This window comes from Pseudomonas saponiphila (assembly GCF_900105185.1).
GTDB lineage: Bacteria > Pseudomonadota > Gammaproteobacteria > Pseudomonadales > Pseudomonadaceae > Aquipseudomonas > Aquipseudomonas saponiphila.
In genome coordinates this window covers 2587373-2607437 of sequence record NZ_FNTJ01000001.1, presented here as the reverse complement: position 1 = coordinate 2607437, position 20065 = coordinate 2587373, and the positions used below count along the sequence as shown (strand labels likewise).

Annotated in this window: 16 protein-coding genes; 12 read left to right on the top strand and 4 right to left on the bottom strand. The window is 64.6% G+C overall.

What is annotated here, in order from left to right; translation table 11 throughout:
• Nucleotides 1-93 precede the first annotated feature (93 nt).
• The 10 genes from BLV47_RS12235 to BLV47_RS12190 all read left to right on the top strand — a co-directional run bounded on the left by BLV47_RS12235 (nucleotide 94) and on the right by BLV47_RS12190 (nucleotide 15055).
• Entirely contained in the window at nucleotides 94-1956 is a 1863-nt protein-coding gene (locus BLV47_RS12235) for an extracellular solute-binding protein (protein WP_092313876.1), read from the top strand.
• Nucleotides 1956-3017, top strand: a complete 1062-nt coding sequence (locus BLV47_RS12230) for a microcin C ABC transporter permease YejB (protein ID WP_092313874.1) — start codon at nucleotides 1956-1958, stop codon at nucleotides 3015-3017. Before BLV47_RS12235 ends, BLV47_RS12230 begins: the two co-directional genes overlap by 1 nt.
• Nucleotides 3017-4039, top strand: a complete 1023-nt coding sequence (locus tag BLV47_RS12225; protein WP_092313872.1) for an ABC transporter permease — start codon at nucleotides 3017-3019, stop codon at nucleotides 4037-4039. The genes BLV47_RS12230 and BLV47_RS12225 overlap by 1 nt, the downstream gene beginning before the upstream one ends.
• A 14-nt stretch (nucleotides 4040-4053) precedes the next feature.
• Entirely contained in the window at nucleotides 4054-5628 is a 1575-nt protein-coding gene (locus BLV47_RS12220) for an ABC transporter ATP-binding protein (protein ID WP_092313870.1), read from the top strand.
• A gap of 238 nt (nucleotides 5629-5866) precedes the next feature.
• Nucleotides 5867-7285 carry a sigma-54 interaction domain-containing protein gene (locus BLV47_RS12215; RefSeq protein ID WP_092313867.1) on the top strand — a complete coding sequence of 473 codons (1419 nt, stop codon included), beginning with the start codon at nucleotides 5867-5869 and terminating at the stop codon, nucleotides 7283-7285.
• 286 nt (nucleotides 7286-7571) lie between these two features.
• Nucleotides 7572-8963 (top strand): GntP family permease, encoded by a 1392-nt coding sequence (locus BLV47_RS12210; RefSeq protein WP_092313864.1) that lies wholly within the window; start codon nucleotides 7572-7574, stop codon nucleotides 8961-8963.
• Nucleotides 8964-8970: 7 nt separating this feature from the next.
• Complete coding sequence (locus BLV47_RS12205) at nucleotides 8971-9744, top strand: 3-hydroxybutyrate dehydrogenase (RefSeq protein ID WP_092313861.1); 774 nt, start codon at nucleotides 8971-8973, stop codon at nucleotides 9742-9744.
• Between the two features lie 123 nt (nucleotides 9745-9867).
• Entirely contained in the window at nucleotides 9868-11823 is a 1956-nt protein-coding gene (locus BLV47_RS12200; protein WP_092313858.1) for an acetoacetate--CoA ligase, read from the top strand.
• A 364-nt stretch (nucleotides 11824-12187) separates the two neighbouring features.
• Entirely contained in the window at nucleotides 12188-14728 is a 2541-nt protein-coding gene (locus BLV47_RS12195) for a PAS domain-containing hybrid sensor histidine kinase/response regulator (protein ID WP_092313855.1), read from the top strand.
• Between the two features lie 51 nt (nucleotides 14729-14779).
• On the top strand, nucleotides 14780-15055 hold the full coding sequence (locus BLV47_RS12190) for a peptidylprolyl isomerase (protein ID WP_011061856.1): 276 nt from the start codon (nucleotides 14780-14782) through the stop codon (nucleotides 15053-15055).
• Nucleotides 15056-15175: 120 nt separating this feature from the next.
• On the opposite strand, the gene BLV47_RS12185 is transcribed toward BLV47_RS12190, so the two are convergent.
• The 4 genes from BLV47_RS12185 to BLV47_RS12170 all read right to left on the bottom strand — a co-directional run bounded on the left by BLV47_RS12185 (nucleotide 15176) and on the right by BLV47_RS12170 (nucleotide 19040).
• Nucleotides 15176-16084: a sugar kinase gene (locus tag BLV47_RS12185; protein WP_092313853.1), complete on the bottom strand. Its 909-nt coding sequence runs from the start codon at nucleotides 16082-16084 to the stop codon at nucleotides 15176-15178.
• Nucleotides 16085-16501: 417 nt separating this feature from the next.
• Nucleotides 16502-17719 carry an amino acid deaminase gene (locus BLV47_RS12180; protein ID WP_092313850.1) on the bottom strand — a complete coding sequence of 406 codons (1218 nt, stop codon included), beginning with the start codon at nucleotides 17717-17719 and terminating at the stop codon, nucleotides 16502-16504.
• 47 nt (nucleotides 17720-17766) lie between these two features.
• Nucleotides 17767-18531 carry an IclR family transcriptional regulator gene (locus BLV47_RS12175; protein ID WP_092313847.1) on the bottom strand — a complete coding sequence of 255 codons (765 nt, stop codon included), beginning with the start codon at nucleotides 18529-18531 and terminating at the stop codon, nucleotides 17767-17769.
• A 119-nt stretch (nucleotides 18532-18650) separates the two neighbouring features.
• On the bottom strand, nucleotides 18651-19040 hold the full coding sequence (locus BLV47_RS12170) for a RidA family protein (protein ID WP_047304975.1): 390 nt from the start codon (nucleotides 19038-19040) through the stop codon (nucleotides 18651-18653).
• 445 nt (nucleotides 19041-19485) lie between these two features.
• Between BLV47_RS12170 and BLV47_RS12165 the strand changes: the two genes are divergently transcribed.
• Nucleotides 19486-19755, top strand: a complete 270-nt coding sequence (locus BLV47_RS12165) for a hypothetical protein (protein WP_092313844.1) — start codon at nucleotides 19486-19488, stop codon at nucleotides 19753-19755.
• A gap of 89 nt (nucleotides 19756-19844) precedes the next feature.
• The gene (locus BLV47_RS12160) at nucleotides 19845-20024 is read left to right on the top strand and encodes a type II toxin-antitoxin system HicA family toxin (protein ID WP_092313841.1); all 180 of its coding nucleotides are present in this window, start codon (nucleotides 19845-19847) and stop codon (nucleotides 20022-20024) included.
• Nucleotides 20025-20065 lie beyond the last annotated feature (41 nt).

The window sequence follows — 20065 nt, the reverse complement described above, 5'->3', positions numbered from 1 at the left end:
GGTGGGCCGTTGCGCTTGTAGAAGCGGCTGGCCAGTCACAGGCCGCTAGCGTACAAATCGTGGTCATCGATCACCCGGCTCGTAAGGCTGACAATGCGACTGCTTTTCCCCTCCGTACTGTTCACCGCGCTGCTGCTCGGAGCCTCGGGCGCCCAGGCGGCACCGCAACACGCCATGACCGTCTACGGCGAACCAGCCAAGTATCCCCAGGGCTTCAGCCACTTCGACTACGTCAACCCCCAGGCCCCCAAGGGCGGAACCCTGCGCCGCTCGGCCATCGAGATCGGCCGTTTCGACCATGTGCTGCCTTATATAGACAAGGGCATCGGCGTCTCCCAGCTCGACGGCCTGGTCTATTCGCCCCTGGCCCTGCGCTCCCTGGACGAGCCCTACACCGTCTACGGCCTGGTGGCAGAAAAGATGGAGCGCGCCGAAGACGGCCTGTGGCTGCGCTTCTACCTCAACCCCAAGGCCCGCTTCGCCGATAACACACCGATCACCGCCGAAGACGTGCGCTACAGCTACGACCTGCTGATGACCCAGGGCAGCATGCGCTACCGCACCCAGTTCGAGGACGTCAAAGGCGTCACCGTGGAATCGCCGCGGGTGGTGCGTTTCGACTTCAAGAGCAACGAAAACCGCACCCTGCCCCTGGATATCGCGACCCTGCCGGTGTTCCCCGAACACTGGTGGAAGAGTCGCGACTTCGCCGCAGGCGGCGGCTATGAAGCGCCCCTGGGCAGCGGTCCCTATCGGGTGGCCAAGGTGGATTCGGGCAACAGCATCACCTTCGCCCGCAACCCCGACTGGTGGGGCAAGGACCTGCCGGTGAGCCGCGGCCTGTACAACTTCGATCATTTCAGCGTCGAGTACTTCGGCGATATCGACGTCGCCCGGCAAGTGCTGCGCGGTGGCGCCTACGACTACAACCGCGAGTTCTCCGCCACCGGCTATTCCATCGGCTACGACAGCCCGGCCCTGAGCGACGGCCGCCTGCAGAAGGCCCACCTGGCCCAGTCGGCGCCGCAACCGGCCCAGGGCTACGTGTTCAACCTCGACCGACCGGTGTTCCAGGACCGCCGGGTACGCCAGGCCCTGGCCATGCTCTGGGATTTCGAATGGAGCAACCGGCAGATGATGCGCAACCTGTACATCCGCCAGCAGAGCTTCTTCTCCAACACCTCCCTGGCAGCCCGCAGCCTGCCAGACGCCGAGGAACTGAAGATCCTCGAACCGCTGCGCGGGCAGATCCCCGACGAAGTCTTCACCCAGGTCTTCGAAGCACCGAAGACCGACGGCAGCGGAGTCATCCGCGACAAGCAACTGCAGGCCCTGGCCCTGCTGGAACAGGCCGGCTGGAAAGCCGATGGCGACAAGCTGGTGAATGCCGAAGGCGAGCCCCTGAGCTTCACCTTCCTCATCACCCAGGGCTCCATCGAACGCCTGCTGCTGCCCTACAAGCGCAACCTGGCGCAGATCGGCATCAGCCTGAACATCCGCCGCATCGACCCTTCGCAATACGTCAACCGCCTGATGGCCCGGGATTACGACATGATCGTCACCGGCTACCCGGTGACCACCTCGCCGGGCATGGAGCTGTACAACTACTTCGGCTCGGCCGCGGCCAACGACCCCGGCTCCAACAACTACATGGTGCTCAAGAACCCGGCGGTGGACAGCCTGCTCAACGGCCTGGTGAAAGCCACCAGCCAGCCGGAGATGCTGCGCTACGCTCACGCCCTGGACCGGGTGCTGCAGTGGAACTACTACTGGATCGCCAACTACTACCCGCCCGGCACCTCCACGGTGTGGTGGAACCGCTTCGGCAAGCCCAAGGTGCCGGCGAGCAACGACGAAGCCATCGAAAGCTGGTGGGAAGTCAGCAGCACCGCGCTGACCAATGAACAGATGGCCGCCGAGCTGGTCCGCCGTGGCCAACCCGGAGGGCACCACTGATGCCGGCCTATATCCTGCGACGCCTGCTGCTGATCATTCCGACCCTGCTGATCATCCTCCTGGTGAACTTCGTCATCGTCCAGGCCGCCCCCGGCGGCCCGGTGGAACAGGCTATCGCCCGCCTGCAAGGGATCGGCGGCGGCGCGGTCGGCGGCTCCGCCGATGCCATGAGCAACAGCGGCTCGCGAGCCAGCCGCGGCCTCGATCCCAAGCTGATCCAGGACATCGAGAAACAGTACGGCTTCGACAAGCCGGCCCATGAACGCCTGTGGCTGATGCTCAAAAGCTACGCCCGGCTGGACTTCGGCAAGAGCTTCTTCCGCGGCGCCACGGTCACCGACCTGATCCTGGAAAAAATGCCGGTGACCATCTCCCTCGGCCTCTGGGCGACCCTGATCACCTACCTGGTGTCGATCCCCCTGGGGATTCGCAAGGCGGTGCACCACGGCAGCCACTTCGACATCTGGAGCAGCACCGCGATCATCATCGGCTACGCCATGCCGGCCTTCCTGTTCGCCATGTTCCTGATCGTGCTGTTCGCCGGCGGCACCTCGCTGAACTGGTTCCCGGTGCGCGGGCTGGTGTCGGACAACTTCGAGCAACTGAGCACCCTGGGCAAGGTCGCCGACTACTTCTGGCACCTGGTGCTGCCGGTGAGCTCCCTGGTGATCGGCGGCTTCGCCACCCTGACCATCCTCACCAAGAACTCCTTCCTCAACGAGATCACCCGCCAGTACGTGGTCACCGCCCGGGCCAAGGGCCTGAGCGAACGCCGGGTGCTGTATGGGCATGTATTTCGCAACGCCATGCTGCTGGTGGTGTCGGGCATTCCCCAGGCCTTCATCAGCGTGTTCTTCGCCGGCTCCCTGCTGATCGAGGTGATCTTCTCCCTCGACGGCCTGGGGCGCATGAGCTACGAGGCCGCAGTGTCCCGGGACTACCCGGTGGTGTTCGGCTCGCTGTTCATCTTCACCCTGTTCGGCCTCTTGATAAAACTCATCGGCGACCTGTGCTACACCCTGGTCGACCCACGCATCGACTTCGCCGCGAGGAACGCCTGATGCTCAAGCTTTCTCCCGTGGCCCGCCGGCGCCTGGACCGCTTCAAGCAGAATCGCCGCGGCTGGTGGTCGCTGTGGCTGTTCATCGGCCTGTTCATCCTGACCCTGGGTGGCGAGCTGATCGCCAACGACAAGCCGCTGGTGGTCAGCTACCAGGGCTCGCTGTATTTCCCGGTGTTCAAGCGCTACACCGAGCAGGAGTTCGGCGGCCAGCTGCCGTTCCAGGCCGACTACCGCAGCGACTACGTGCAGCAGCTGATCCGCAAGGACGGTGGCTGGCTGCTGTTCCCGCCGATCCCCTTCAGCGAAGACACGCCCAACTACGACCTGACCCAGCCGGCCCCCAGCCCGCCGAGCCAGGTCAACTGGCTGGGCACTGACGACCAGGCCCGGGACGTGGCCGCGCGGGTGATCTACGGCGCCCGGGTGTCGATCCTGTTCGCCCTGGCCCTGACCACCATCAGCGCCCTGATCGGCATCGCCGCCGGCGCCCTGCAAGGTTATTACGGTGGCTGGGTCGACCTTTTGGGCCAGCGCCTGCTGGAAGTCTGGTCCGGGTTGCCGGTGCTCTACCTGCTGATCATCCTCTCGGGCTTTGTCGAGCCGAACTTCTGGTGGTTGCTGGGAATCATGGCGCTGTTCTCCTGGCTGGCCCTGGTGGACGTGGTGCGCGCCGAGTTCCTGCGTGGGCGCAACCTGGAATACGTCAAGGCCGCCCGGGCCCTGGGCCTGAGCGACCGCAAGGTAATCCTGCGGCACATCCTGCCCAATGCCATGAACGCCACCCTGAGCTACCTGCCGTTCATCCTCACCGGCGCCATCTCGACCCTTACCGCCCTGGACTTCCTCGGCTTCGGCATGCCCGCCGGCAGCGCTTCCCTGGGCGAGCTGATCGGCCAGGGCAAGCAGAACCTGCAGGCGCCGTGGCTCGGGCTGACGGCGTTTTTCACCCTGGCGCTGATCCTCTCGCTGCTGGTGTTTATCGGCGAAGCGTTGCGCGATGCCTTTGATCCACGATCTTGAAGCGGACTCTAGACATGACTGACAACCTCATCGAAATCCGCCAGCTCAACGTGGCCTTCGGCGCCCAGACCGTGGTCCGCGACCTGAGCCTGGACATCCGCCCCGGCGAATGCCTGGCCCTGGTGGGTGAGTCCGGCTCGGGCAAGTCGGTGACCGCCCACTCGATCCTGCAACTGTTGCCGCAGACCGGCTGCAACAGTTCCGGCAGCGTGCGTTACCGTGGCCAGGAACTGATGGGCAGCGATCCGGCAACCCTGCAAAAGCTGCGGGGCAACCGCATCGCCATGATCTTCCAGGAGCCCATGACCTCCCTCAACCCGCTGCACAGCGTGGAGAAGCAGATCGGCGAAACCCTGCTGCTGCATCGCGGCCTGGGCGGCAAACAGGCCCAGGCGCGGATCCTTGAACTGTTGGAACTGGTGGGCATCCAGAAGCCCCGGGAACGGCTCAAGGCCTACCCGCACCAGCTCTCCGGCGGCCAGCGCCAGCGGGTAATGATCGCCATGGCCCTGGCCTGCGAGCCGGAACTGCTGATCGCCGACGAACCCACCACGGCCCTGGACGTGACGGTGCAGCGCAAGATCCTGCTGCTGCTCAAATCCCTGCAGCAGCGCCTGGGCATGTCCCTGCTGCTGATCAGCCACGACCTCAACCTGGTACGACGCATCGCCCAAAGGGTGTGCGTGATGAAGGCCGGGGAAATCGTCGAACAAGCCGACTGCGACACCCTGTTCAACGCCCCACAACATCCCTACAGCTGCGAACTGCTGCACGCCGAGCCCGAAGGCCAGCCGTTGTGCCGCGACAGCCGGGAAACCGTGCTGGAAGTGGATCGGCTGAGCGTCGAATTCCAGATCGGCGGCGGCCTGTTCCGGCGCAAAGACTACCTGCGAGCGGTGGACGACATCAGCCTCAGCGTGGAGCAAGGCAAGACCCTGGGCATCGTCGGCGAGTCCGGCTCGGGCAAGTCGACCCTGGGCCAGGCGATCCTGCGCTTGCTGGATTCCCGGGGCAGCATCCGCTTCCAGGGCCAGGCCCTGGATGGCCTCGACCAGAAGCAACTGCGGCCCTGGCGCAAGCAGATGCAGGTAGTGTTCCAAGACCCCTTCGGCAGCCTCAGCCCGCGCATGTCGGTGGCGCAGATCATCAGCGAAGGCCTGGAAGTGCACAGCCAGTACGATGCCCGCCAGTGCGATGAACAGGTGATCCGCGCCCTGGAGGAAGTCGGCCTCGATCCCGACAGCCGCCACCGCTACCCCCACGAATTCTCCGGCGGCCAGCGCCAGCGCATCGCCATTGCCCGGGCCCTGGTACTCAAGCCGGCGCTGATCCTGCTGGACGAACCGACCTCGGCCCTGGACCGCACCGTACAGAAACAAGTGGTGGCCCTGCTGCGCCAACTGCAGGAAAAGTACGGTTTGACCTACCTGTTCATCAGCCATGACCTGGCGGTGATACGGGCCCTGGCCCACGACATGATCGTGATCAAGGACGGCCAGGTGGTGGAGCGCGGCGCCAGCCATGAAGTCTTCGCCAACCCGCAGCACCCCTACACCCAGGAGCTGCTGGCCGCCGCCCACCCCAGCTGACCCGCAACTCCCCCCTGTAGGAGCTGGCTTGCCAGCGAAGACACCCGCAAGACCGCAGCCCAACCCAAAGGCCCCTTCGCCGGCAAGCCGGCTCCTACAACCCCCGCCATCACCGTAGGAGCTGGCTTGCCAGCGAAGACACCCGCAAGACCACCGCTCAACCCAAAGCCCCCTTCGCCGGCAAGCCGGCGACGTCAAATCGGGCATAATCCCTGGCGCCCATTTTCAGGATGCCGCCATGAACGACAGCGAAAGCCTCAAGGATTACCAGCGTGTGCGCCAACTGGCGATCCGCTCGCTGTTCGAGATCATCGAGCAGTCCAGTGAAGGCACGGTGATCGTCGACCGCGACGCCAATATCGTCTGGATGAACGAGCGCTACGCCCGGCGCTTCGGCCTGGAGTCCGCCGCCTTCGCCATCGGCAAGCCCTGCGAAAGCGTGATACCCGGCAGCCTGCTGCGGGAAGTGGTACGCAGCGGTCGCCCGATCCTGCTGGACATGCAGGACACCCCCAAGGAACCGCTGGTGGTGATGCGCCTGCCGATCCACGACGCCGCCGGCACGGTGATCGGCGCCATCGGCTTCGCCCTGTTCGACGAACTGCGCAGCCTGTCGCCGATGCTCAAGCGCTACCTGAGCATGCAGGAAGAACTGGCCTCCACTCGCTCCCTGTTGCGGGCCCGGCAGACCAAGTACAACTTCGCCCATTTCATCGGCACCAGCGCCGCCAGCCTGGAGGTCAAGCGCCGTGCCCGCCGTGGGGCCAGCGCCGAGTCGCCGATCCTGCTGCAAGGTGAAACCGGCACCGGCAAGGAGCTGCTGGCCCAGGCCATTCATGCTGCCTCGCCCCGGGCCCACAAGCCCTTTGTCAGCATCAACAGCGCGGCGATTCCCGAAGCCCTGCTGGAGGCGGAGTTCTTCGGCACCGCCCCCGGCGCCTTCACCGGCGCCGACCGCAAGGGCCGTGCCGGCAAGTTGCAGATCGCCCAGGGCGGCAGCCTGTTCCTCGATGAAATCGGCGACATGCCCCTGCCCCTGCAAAGCAAGCTGCTGCGGGTGCTGCAAGAGAAGGAGTTCGAACCGGTGGGCTCCAACGAAGTGATCCACAGCGACGTGCGGATCATCGCCGCCACCTCCACCGACCTGGAAGCGGCGATCAAGCGTGGCGAGTTCCGCGCCGACCTCTACTACCGGCTCAACGTGCTGCCGATCCAGGTGCCGGCCCTGCGCGAGCGCCTGGACGACCTGCCAGCCCTGAGCGAAGGGATTCTCGAAGACCTGCGCAGCCAGCATGAACTGGATCGAGAGGCCCTGGCCCTGCTGGCGCAACACGCCTGGCCGGGCAATATCCGCGAACTGCGCAACGTGCTGGAACGGGCGGCACTGCTCAGCGATGACCTGATACTCAATGCCGCGGACATTCGCGCGGCAATCGGCAACTTCAGCCCGGCGCAGCGCAATGCGGCCCCGCTGGCGGCCGAGTCGCCGAGCCAGGAAACCTTCGCCGCGGCCCGGGAGCGTTTCGACCGGCAACTGATCAGCGCCACCCTGGCGCAATGCGCCGGCAAGGTGGACGAAGCGGCCCGGCGCCTGGGGCTGGGGCGCTCGACGCTGTACAAGAAAATGGCGGCCTTGGGGATTGCCGAATCTCAATAAAGAGACACAAATCTCTTTTTGGAGAATCTACCGCGCGGGCTGCGCGCTTTTCGCTGGCAAGCCAGCTCCTACGATGCTTTGCACAACCTTTGTAGGAGCTGGCTTGCCAGCGAAGAGGCTGGCCAAGCCAAAAAAGTCTCAAAGCAGAGACAAACAACTCCGCCCAGCTCCCATGAAAATAAAAATATCCATATAATTCAATTACTTAAATACCTGGCACAGATCTCGCTAAACCGTTCTCCACACGCAACACCCGACAACAATAACAATCCTGGAGAGACACACCATGAGTGTGATCATTGCCTTGGCAGCCCTGGCGCTGCTGATGCTGGCGGCCTACCGTGGCTACAGCGTCATCCTCTTTGCCCCGATTGCCGCCCTCGGCGCGGTGCTGCTCACCGACCCGTCCGCCGTGGCGCCCGCCTTTACCGGGGTGTTCATGGAGAAGATGGTCGGCTTCATCAAACTGTATTTCCCGGTGTTCCTGCTCGGCGCGGTGTTCGGCAAGTTGATTGAACTGTCGGGCTTCTCGCGTTCCATCGTCGCCGCGGCCATCCGCCTGCTCGGCACCCGCCAGGCGATGCTGGTGATCGTGCTGGTCTGCGCCCTGCTGACCTACGGCGGCGTCTCGCTGTTCGTGGTGGTGTTCGCGGTCTACCCGTTCGCCGCCGAAATGTTCCGCCAGAGCAACATCCCCAAGCGGCTGATCCCGGCGACCATCGCCCTGGGCGCCTTCTCCTTCACCATGGACGCCCTGCCCGGCACCCCGCAGATCCAGAACATCATCCCCAGTACCTTCTTCAACACCACCGCCTGGGCCGCGCCCTGGCTGGGGGTGATCGGTACGGTGTTCGTGTTCTGCGCCGGCATGCTGTTCCTCCAGCGCCAGCGCAACAAGGCGCAGAAGGCCGGTGAAGGCTACGGCACCGAACTGCGCAACGAACCGGAAACCGCCCCAGACCTGAAGCTGCCCAACCCCTGGCTGGCGCTGTCGCCGCTGCTGCTGGTGGGCATCATGAACCTGCTGTTCACCCACTGGATTCCCCAGTGGTACGACAAGACCCACAGCCTCAGCCTGCCCGGCATGGCCGCGCCGGTGACCAGCGAAATCGCCAAGCTCACCGCTATCTGGGCGGTGCAGGCGGCCTTGCTAGTGGGCATCCTGATGGTGCTGGTGTGCGGCTTCTCGGCGATTCGCAGCAAGCTCGCCGAGGGCAGCAAGAGCGCGGTCAGCGGTGCCTTACTGGCAGCGATGAACACCGCTTCGGAATACGGGTTCGGAGCAGTGATCGCCTCCCTGCCAGGCTTCCTGGTGCTGGCCGACTGGCTGAAAAGCATCCCCAATCCGCTGGTCAACGAAGCCATTACCGTGACCCTGCTGGCGGGCATCACCGGCTCCGCCTCGGGAGGCATGAGCATCGCCCTGGCGGCCATGTCCGAAAGCTTCATCAGCGCCGCCCACGCCGCCAACATCCCCCTGGAAGTGCTGCACCGGGTGGCGTCCATGGCCAGTGGCGGCATGGACACCCTGCCGCACAACGGTGCGGTGATCACCCTGCTGGCGGTCACCGGGCTGACCCATCGCGAGGCCTACAAGGACATTTTCTGCATCACCCTGATCAAGACCCTGGCGGTATTCGTCGTCATCGCCACTTTCTACGCCACCGGCATCGTGTGAGGTATTCATGAGCATTCTTTCTGGCAAGACCGCCCTGGTCACCGGTTCCACCAGCGGCATTGGCCTGGGCATTGCCCTGGCGCTGGCCAAGGCCGGGGCCAAGCTGATTCTCAACGGCTTTGGCGATGCCTCGAAGGCGATCGCCGAGGTCGGGCAATTCGGCGGCCAGGTCGGTCATCACCCGGCGGACGTCAGCGACCCGGCGCAGATCGCCGAGCTGTTCGCCTACGCCGAACGGGAGTTCGGCGGCGTCGATATCCTGGTCAACAACGCCGGTATCCAGCACGTGGCGGCGGTGGAAGAATTCCCCGTGGAGCGCTGGGATTCGATCATCGCCATCAACCTGTCGTCGGTGTTTCACAGCACCCGCCTGGGGCTGCCGGGAATGCGCGCCAAGGGCTGGGGGCGGATCGTCAACATCGCCTCGGTGCACGGCCAGGTCGGTTCCGTGGGCAAGGCCGCCTATGTCGCGGCCAAGCACGGAGTCATCGGCCTGACCAAGGTGGTGGGCCTGGAAACCGCCACCAGCAACGTCACCTGCAACGCCATCTGCCCCGGCTGGGTGCTGACCCCGCTGGTGCAGAAGCAGATCGACGATCGCGTCGCGGCGGGCACCGACCCGCAACAGGCCCAGCATGATCTGCTGGCGGAAAAACAGCCGTCCCTGGAGTTCGTCACCCCGTCGCAACTGGGCGAGCTGGTGCTATTTTTGTGCAGTGACGCCGGCGCCCAGGTGCGCGGCGCGGCGTGGAATATCGATGGCGGGTGGCTGGCGCAATAAGCACGCGTTGGCATTGACCCCTTCGCCGGCAAGCTGGCTCCTACAAGGATGTGACGGTCCTTGCAGGAGCTGGCTTGCCAGCGAACATCACCCTAAAAAAACAATAAGAACACGAGGCCTTGCATGTCCGACATTCTCTGGCAACCCAGCGCCGAGCGCATCGGCAAGACGCGGATGGATGCCTTTCGCCGCTTCATCAACCAGCGTCACGGCCTGAATCTTCACGACTACCCCGCCCTGCACCAGTGGAGCATCGACCAGCGAGAAAGCTTCTGGCAGGCGATCGTCGATTTCTTCGAGGTCAGCTTCCACCAGCCTGCTCAATGCGTGCTCCGCGAAGGCCCGCAGATGCCCAGCGCGCAGTGGTTTCCCGGCGCCACCCTGAACTTCGCCGAGCACCTGCTCAAGCGCCGGGACGACGCGGTGGCGCTGGTGGCGATCAACGAAAACGGCCAACGCGAACAACTGACTCACGCCGAACTGGCGGCCCAGGTCGCCGGCCTGCAACGCAGCCTGCGCGCCGCCGGGGTCGGCCTCGGCGACCGGGTCGCCGCCTGCATGCCCAACACCTGGCAAACCCTGGTGGCGATGCTCGCCAGCACCAGCCTCGGCGCGGTGTGGTCCAGCTGTTCGCCGGATTTCGGCACCCAGGGGGTGATCGACCGCTTCGGCCAGATCGAGCCCAAGGTGCTGATCACCTGCGCCGGTTATCGCTACGCCGGCAAGGACATCGAGCAGACCGCCAAGGTCAATGAAATCCTTGCGCGCCTGCCGTCCCTGGAACAGTTGCTCATCATCCCCTATGCCCGTCCGCAAGCCCGGGCCGAGGACTACCGCACCCCGGCCCGAGTCAGCCTGTGGGACGACTTCTACCGCCCCGGCGGCGAGCCCGAGTTCGTCCCGGTGCCCTTCGCCCATCCGCTGTACATCCTTTATTCCAGCGGCACCACCGGGGTGCCCAAGTGCATCGTCCACGGCACCGGCGGGGTGCTGCTGCAACATCTCAAGGAACACGGCCTGCATTGCGACCTCGGCCCCGGCGAGCGGCTGTTCTACTACACCACCTGCGGCTGGATGATGTGGAACTGGCTGGTGTCGGCACTGGCCACCGGCGCCAGCCTGGTGCTCTACGACGGCTCGCCCTTTCATCCCGCCAACGAGCACCTGATCGACCTGATCGACCGCGAAGCCATCAACGTCTTCGGCACCAGCCCCAAGTACCTGGCGGCCCTGGAAAAGGCCGGCAGCCGGCCGCGCCAGAGCCACCTCCTGGACAGCCTGAAAACCCTGCTGTGTACCGGCTCGCCGCTGTCGCCACAGAGCTACGACTACGTGTACCGCGAGATCAAGCGCGACCTGTGCCTGGCCTCGATGTCCGGCGGCACCGACATCGTCGCCTGCTTCGTCGCCGGCAACCCGGTCCAGCCGGTGCGCCGTGGCGAGATGCAGGGCAAGGGCCTGGGCATGGCCATCGAAGTGTGGAACGACCAGGGCCAGGCGGTGATCGGCGAAAAAGGCGAACTGGTATGCACCCGGCACTTTCCGAGCATCCCGGTGGGCCTGTGGCACGACCCGGACCAGAGCAAGCTCAAGGCCTCCTACTTCAGCCTGTTTCCCGGGGTCTGGGCCCAGGGCGACTACGCCGAACAGCTGGCCTCTGGCGGCTGGCTGATTCACGGCCGCTCCGATGCGGTGCTCAACCCCGGTGGCGTGCGCATCGGCACCGCGGAAATCTACCGCCAGGTGGAAAAACTGGAACAGGTCCTGGAAAGCCTGGCCATCGGCCAGAGCTGGGAGCACGACGTGCGGGTGGTGCTGTTCGTGCGCCTGCGGGACGGCGTGGTGCTGGATGACCCCCTGCGCGAACGGATCCGCCAGGTGATCCGTGACAACACCACCGCGCGCCACGTACCGGCGAAGATCCTCGCGGTCACCGACATCCCGCGCACCATCAGCGGCAAGATCGTCGAACTGGCGGTGCGCAACGTGGTGCATGGCATTGCCGTGAAAAACACCGACGCCCTGGCCAACCCCGAGGCCCTGGAGCAGTTCCGCGACCGTGAGGAATTGCTCAGCTGACCCACCTCCTGCAGGAACCGGCTTGCCGGCGAAGGCATCCGCCAGCTTGCCGTCGCCGCCAAGGGCCTCTTCGCTGGCAAGCCAGCTCCTACACAGCCAACGCCGCTCCTCCCTCCGCGGGAGCCGGCGTGCCAGCGATGGCGTCTTCCAGTCCATGGCACCCGCCAGGGGCGGCTAGGTGCACCCTCGATAACCGTTCAGCCCCTCTAGACTGGTCATCTGCCGCAAAAGCGGGTGAAAATGCCCGCGCCAGAAGCGCCTACAATCCACCCGCTTGAATATGCACGGCATGTCCATGGGACTTTTCCAGTACGCGCCCCATGACCTTGCCGCGTAACACCGCTGCACCCAGGACACACCCGACATGAACGCCCCCCACTCCGGCAACGAAGCCGCCACCCTGATTGCCCGCCTGGACTGGTCGGCCACGGCCCTCGGTCACTCCGGTCAATGGCCCCAGAGCCTGCGTACCGCGGTGGACATCGTGATCCATTCGCCGATGCCGATGCTGCTGCTGTGGGGCGGCGAGCTGACCCAGATCTACAACGACGGCTTCGCCTTGCTGGCCGGCAACAAGCACCCCAACGCCTTCGGCAAGCCGGCGCACCTGATCTGGCCGGAGCTGATGGACTTCACCGACCCGGTCTACCGCGCGGTGCTCAACGGCCAGGTGCGCAGCTTCAGCGAGCAGCGTTTCAGCCTGCAGCGCAGCAACGGCACCCAATACGACCTGTGGCTGGACCTGACCTACAGCCCGATCCGCAACGAGCGCGGCGACGTTGCCGGGATCCTGGTGACCGCCATCGAAACCAACGAACGCCGGCGCATCGCCCTGGAACTGCAACAGCGCTCCGAGGCCAGCCTGCGGGCCCAGCACGAAACCGAGGAGCGCCTGCAACTGGCCCTGGCGGCCACCGACGCGGTGGGCACCTGGGACTGGGACATTGGCGAAGACCGCTTCATCGCCGACGCCCACTTTGCCCAGCTGCACAGCGTCGATCCGCAGCAATCGCGGCAACTGCCGATCAGTGAATACCTCAAGGGCGTGCACCCAGAAGACCGCGCCACGGTGGCCCGCAGCATCAAGCACTGCATCACCCAGGGCAGCGAATACGCCGAGGAATACCGCCTGCAACTGGCCGACGGCCAGGTGCGCTGGGTGTTCGCCAGGGGCCGCTGCTACAAGGATCACCATGGCCGGCCCACGCGCTTTCTCGGCGCCGCCCTGGACCTGACCGAACGCAAGCAGATGGAGCAGGCCCTGCGCCAGAGCCAGACCGAGCTGCAACTGATCATCAACGCCATGCCGGTGCTGATCGGCTATGTCGACCACGAAGAACGTTTCCGCCTGAACAACAGCGCCTACCTGGACTGGTACGGCCTGACTCCCCAGGAGCTGTACGGCAAGACCATCCGCGAAGTGGTGGGAGACGAGATCTACGCCACCCGAGCCGAGAACATCAAGGCGGCCCTGGCCGGCAAACCGTGCAGCTTCGAGGCCAATTCGCCGCACCGCGACGGCCGTCCGCGCCATGCCCTGATGAAGTACCTGCCACGCCACAGCGCCGACGGCGCGATCAACGGCTTCTACATCTTCGTCATCGATGAAACCGAGCGCCGACAGACCGAAGAAGCCCTGCGCAACCTCAACGAAACCCTGGAAGAACGGGTCAACCAGCGTACCGAGGCGCTGGCCACCGCCAACCAGCGCCTGCAGAACGAGATGTTCGAGCGCGAGCGTGCCGAAGACGCCCTGCGCCATGCGCAGAAGATGGAAGCCGTGGGCCAGCTCACCGGCGGCATCGCCCACGACTTCAACAACATGCTCACCGGCATCATCGGCAGCCTGGACCTGATGCAGCGCTACATCGATAACGGGCGCGGCGAGGAGATCGGCCGCTTTACCGAAGCTGCCATGTCCTCGGCCAAGCGCGCCGCCTCCCTGACCCACCGCCTGCTGGCCTTTTCCCGTCGCCAGTCCCTGGACCGCCGGCCCCTGGACCCCAACCAGTTGGTGCGTTCGCTGCACGAGCTGTTCAACCACACCAAGGGCGAGCACATCCAACTGCAGATGCAACTGGCGGACGATGTATGGCCGGTCAATACCGACGCCAGCCAGTTGGAGAATGCCCTGCTCAACCTGGTGATCAACGCCCGCGACGCCATGCCCCACGGCGGCTTGCTGCTGATCGAGACGGCCAACAGCTACCTCGATGGCAGCGACATCCGCACCCTGGAACCGGTCAAGGCCGGCGACTACGTGATGCTGGGGGTCAGCGACAACGGCGCCGGCATGAGCCCGCGGATCCTGGCCAAGGCCTTCGACCCGTTCTTCACCACCAAGCCCATCGGCCAGGGCACCGGGCTCGGCCTGTCGATGATCTATGGCTTCGCCCAGCAGTCCGGCGGACACGTGACCATCAGCAGCGAACCGGACCAGGGCACCTGCGTGCGCCTGTACCTGCCGCGCCTGCACAGCGCGCCCCCGGCAACGGCAGAACCGGCCGGCAGCCAGCCAGCGCCCCAGGCCCTGGCCGGGGAAAGCGTGGTGGTGGTGGAAGACGACCCGGCGGTGCGCATGCTGGTGCTCAATGTGCTCAACGAGCTGGGCTACCGCGCCTTCGAGGCGCAAGATGCGCGCAGCGCCCTGCCCTTGCTGGAGTCGCCGACACGCGTTGATCTGCTGGTAACCGACGTCGGCCTGCCGGGCATGAACGGCCGGCAGTTGGCGGAGATCGCCCGCCAGCAGCGCCCGGGGCTCAAGGTGCTGTTCATGACCGGCTACGCGGAAATGGCCGCCGAGCGCCAGGGCTTCCTGGAGCCGGGGATGGACCTGCTGGCCAAGCCGTTTTCGATTGAAGAACTGGCGCAGAAGATTCGTCAGATGATCGGCTGCGAGGCCTGAATTCAGGCATAATCCGCGGCCGCCGATTTCCCGCTACCAGGTCACCCGCCCATGAAAGCCCAAGCCCGCCATATCCTGGTGAAAACCGCCGAAGAAGCCGAACAGCTCAAGCAGCGCATCGCCAAGGGCGAAGCCTTCGACGTCCTGGCCAAGAAGTATTCCACCTGCCCGTCCGGCAAGCGCGGCGGCGACCTGGGGGAAGTGCGTCCGGGGCAGATGGTCGGCGCCATCGACCAGGTGATCTTCAAGAAGCCCCTGCGCACCGTGCATGGCCCGATCAAGAGCAAGTTCGGCTATCACCTGGTGCAGGTGTTCTTCCGCGACTGACGGCGCCAAACCACCCCGCCCCCCTCCGTAGGAGCTGGCTTGCCAGCGAAAGCGCCCGCACGCATGGCGCCACCTGCAAAAGCTTGTTCGCCGGCAAGCCGGCTCCTACAGGTCGTGTGTTCAATCCCGGGGAATCAACGCCCCGTGATGCTGAATCACCCGGCTCGCCAACCGGTGTCCGGCCTCTGCGGCCTGCACCGGGCTGCCGCCGCGCAAACGACAGGCCAGGTAAGCCGCGCTGAACGAGTCCCCAGCCGCCGTGGTGTCCACCACCCGCTGCACCGGCAGCGCCGGCACCTCGTAGCGCTCGGCGCCGCAACGCACCAGGCACGAATCCGCCCCGCGCTTGATCACCACCTCGGCAATGTTCGGGTAAGCCGCAAACACGCCATGGGCATAGTCATGGCCAAATAGCGCCTGCTCGTCCTCCAGGGTCAACAGCGCCAGGTCCACATGCTCCAGCACCTGCAGATAGGCCGCTCGCGCCTGCTCCACCGAGGCCCAAAGCCTGGGCCGATAGTTGTTGTCAAACACGATCTGCGCCCGGCGGATGCGCGCTTCCACCAGTAGGTCAATCAGTTTTTTGCGCCCCGTCTCCCCCAGCACCGCCAGGGTGATGCCGCTGAAATACAGCACATCGTAATCGCACAGGTCCGCCAGGATCGGCCCCGCCGCCGCGGTGTTGAAACAGTCCCGTACCGCCGCCTCATTGCGCCAGTACAAGAAGCGCCGTTCCCCCCGGGCATCGGTCTGGATGCAATACAGGCCCGGCAATCGCCCCGGCAGGCGCTGGACCTTACCCAGGCCGATCCCTTCCTCGGCCCAGCTCTGGCACATGGCATCGCTGAAACTGTCCAGGCCCAGGGCGGTGACGTAATCCACCTCGGCCAGCGGCCCCAGTTCGCGGCACAGATACACCGCCGCATTCAAGGTATCGCCCCCAAAACCCTGCTGCAGGCTGCCATCGTGATGCTGTTGCAACTCGATCATGCATTCACCGATGGCGGCAATGCGTTTCTTGTTACTCATGCTCATCTCCCCCCGTAGGAGCTGGCTTGCCAGCGAAGGCGTCCGCAAGACCTGCGCCCTATCCAAGGGCCGCCTCGCCGGCAAGCCGGCTCCTACAACATCGTGTATTGCACTCACCGCGTAGGAGCTGGCTTGCCAGCGAAGGCGCCCGCAAGACCTGCGCCCCATCCAAGGGCCGCTTCGCCGGCAAGCCGGCTCCTACAACATCGTGTATTACACCCACCGCGTAGGAGCTGGCTTGCCAGCGAAGGCGTCCGCAAGACCTGCGCCCCATCCAGGGGCCGCTTCGCCGGCAAGCCGGCTCCTACAACATCGTGTATTGCACTCACCGTGTAGGAGCTGGCTTGCCAGCGAAGGCGTCCGCAAGACCTGCGCCCCATCCAGGAGCCGCTTCGCCGGCAAGCCGGCTCCTACAGGTCAGAAGCAGGTTTCCAGGTTCTCGATCACTCGCAGCTGCTCATCCACCAGCAGGCCAATGCGCCACTTGTCGAAGGTCAGGCACGGGTGCGAGGTGCCAAAGGAAATGATGTCGCCAATCCGCAGTTCCACGCCCGGCGCGACGGTGAGAAATGCATGCTGGTCCATCACCGCAGTGACCTTGCACGCCGTCACATCATCCCCGGAGCCCGCCTCGGCCCCGGCGCGATAACGCCGCAGCGGCACCGGCAAACCGGCGTCGTAGGCCACATCGCGCTTGCCCAGGGCCACCACGGCAAAGCCCGGCTCCGGCAGCGACTGCACATGGGCCCAGACTTCCATGGCCGGGCGCAGGCCCTCGTGCAGATCACTGCGTCGATCCAGCACGCAGCACTGGGCCTCCTTGTAGATGCCGTGGTCGTGGGTGATGTAGCTGCCCGGACGCAGCACGCTGAGGAAGCGGCCCTTGGCGTTGTGCGTCTCGAACGACTCGGCGATCAGGTCGTACCAGGCCGAACCCGAAGCAGTGATGATCGGCCGCTCGATGGCGAACAGCCCGTCGCTGTGCAGATCCACCGCCAGCCGCACCAGGGAGTCGGCAAACTGACGAATGCCGCTGACGGCCTGGTCGCCATGGATCACCCCTTCGTAGCCTTCGATGCCGCACAGGGCCAGGGCCGGCTGCGCCTGGATCGCCTTGGCCAGGGCCAGTACTTCCTGCTCGCTGCGGCAGCCGCAGCGCCCACCGACCACGCCGTACTCGATCATCACCTTGAGGGTGACCCCGCGCTGGGCGAAAAACGCCCCCAGATCGGCGACGTTGTCCGGGTGATCGACCATGCAATAGAAATCGAAATCGGCGTCCGCCAGCAGCTCGGCGATCAACGCCATGTTCGGCGCCCCCACCAGTTGGTTGGCCATCAACACCCGGCGCGCGCCATGGGCGTAGGCGGCGCGGGTCTGTACCGCGGTCGCCAGGGTGATGCCCCAGGCACCGGCCTCCAGCTGCCGCTGGAACAGCGCGGGCATCATGCTGGTCTTGCCGTGGGGCGCCAGCTCGGCACCGCTGTCACTGACGAATTTCTGCATCCAGCGGATGTTGTGTTCCAGTGCCTCGCGGTGCAGCACCAGGGCGGGCAGGCTGACGTCGCTGAGCAGGCTCGCAGCGTGGGCCGCAGCGCCCTTTTCCACCAGGGGCAGATTCAAAGCAGAAGACATCTTGGCACTCCTTATCAAGGCGGCTGCGCACAGCCGCGACACAGTCATCAATCGTTGATACGCCGGGCCAGACGGTTGGCGCTGTCGATCAGCACCCGGCGATATTCCTGGTAATTGCTCTGGGCATCGGCCCTGGGCGCGACGATGCACAGGGTGCAGATGCACACCCCGCGCTCATCGCGCACCGGCGCGGCAAAACAATGGGTGAAAGTGTCGGCGACACTGTCGAAGGAGAAGAACCCCTCCTCGGTGGCCTGACGGATTTCCTTGAGGAAGGTCGCCAGCGGCAAGCGCTGGCCATCGGGGAGGATGAAGTCGCGCTCATCGATCAACTCGACGATCTGCTCATCGCTCAAATGCCCCAACAGCAAGCGCCCGGAAGCAGTCCAGGGGATCGGCGCGTTCTCGCCAATGTCCGAGGTAATGCGGAAATTTCGCTCGCCCTCCTTCATCAGCGCCACGGTGTATTTGCGCCCGTTGAGCAGGCACATCTGCGCGGTTTCCCGGGTCTGGCTGACAATTTCCTGCAAGGCCTGATCGGCTTCGCGGCTCAGATCGAAATGGCGCAAATGCGCCTGCCCGAGAAAATACAACTGGCGGCCCAGGTACACATGGCCGTCCTTGCCCACCGGCTCCAGCACCCGCCGCTCCAGCAAGGACGCCACCAGCTCGTAGACCGTGGACTTGGGACTGCCAATGCCCTTGGCAATATCGTTGGGCCGCAACGGCTGGCCGATCTCCTTGAGGAAATCGAGAATATCGAACGCCCGATCCAGGCCCTTGGCCCTGCGCTTGATGTTGTCTTCGCTCATCTACCTGCGCTCCCTCTATCGACCCGTAGGAGCCGGCTTGCCGACGAAGAGGCCCTCAAGCCTTGTGCCGCCCTCACGGGCGCCTTCGCTGGCAAGCCAGCTCCTACAGGCCGTGGCCATCAGGCCTTCTTCTTGTACGCCACACAATCGATCTCGACCTTGCAGTCGACCATCATGCTGGCCTGCACACAGGCCCGGGCCGGCGCGTGCTCGGGCTTGAAGTACTCGCCGAACACCTTGTTGAAACTCCAGAAATCCCGCGGGTCTTCCAGCCACACCCCGACCCGCACCACATCCTCCAGGCCGTACCCGGCCTCTTCGAGAATGGCCAGCAGATTGCGCATCGTCTGATGCGTCTGCTCGACGATCCCACCGTGAATGATCTCGCCATCCAGCGCCGGCACCTGGCCGGACACATGCAGCCAGCCATCGGCCTCCACGGCGCGAGCGAAAGGACGCGGCTGGCCACCGCCTGCGGTGCTGCCGGTGCCGTAACGGGTGATGCTCATGGGGAGTTCTCCTGGTTGAAGGTTGGCCAACTGGCGGCTCCATCCGGCCGCCCTGCGCAAGCGCCATCCAGCTCGCTGCGGACTTCTGCGCAAACTTTACCGCAGCAACCCGCGATGGCCTGGAAACGCACAGGCGTTGAACGAATAAATTCCACTATAACGGAACAAAATATCAAATAGCGGAACAGGCGCCAGAGTGTGCCATGGAGAACAAAGGAGATAACAGGGGGGATGGCAAAACTTTCCGGAACCAGGAATGGAGAGGCGAGAAAAGGCCATCGGCCAATGTCAGGCATTTCTGTATTTGCTGAAGGCACGCCCAAGCGGCTTGTGACGCCACTCGCCACCCTCTACATTCCGTTGCGTCGCAGTGGTCCGCGACCGGATTTGGCCGTCCGAATCTCCATGAGCACACCTCAATATTCCTTCATGGAGCGTCACTGCCATGGATCTGCAACCTTTCACCTCTTCCACCTCCGCCCACCCCATCGCCTTCATCAACCCACAAGCGCCGTTGCTTGACCTGCTGACCTACGCCGGCCTGCGCATCCGCGCCACCCGGGACATGCTGGACAGCCTTACCGACATGACCAGCCGCCACGCCGATCACCTCGACCTGCAGCGCTTCTCCAGCGTGGCGACCCTGATGTTGCAAGACGGCTGCGATGCATTGCATGCAGTTGAGCAGCGGGCAATGGGTCTGTCCGAGGAGTAATGGTCAGGTCACGCAAAAAACAACACACAAGTGTTGTACAAAAATATGAATGTTGTACCGTGCAGAAATCCAAGCCATGAGGCGAGGTGATGAAATTCAGCGAATTCAGACGATGGTTGAAATCTCAAGGCGTGGTGTTCGAGGCCGGTAAAGGCAGCCACTTCAAAGTCACGGCCCCAAACGGCAACAAGACCACCTTTGCGGATCACGGCAGCAAGGAAATGCCCGAACCCACCCGCAGGGCAATCATCAGGCAATTGGGGCTTTAGAACTCTCATTCATCCTCTGCACGCTGAAACGTCGCCTCCGA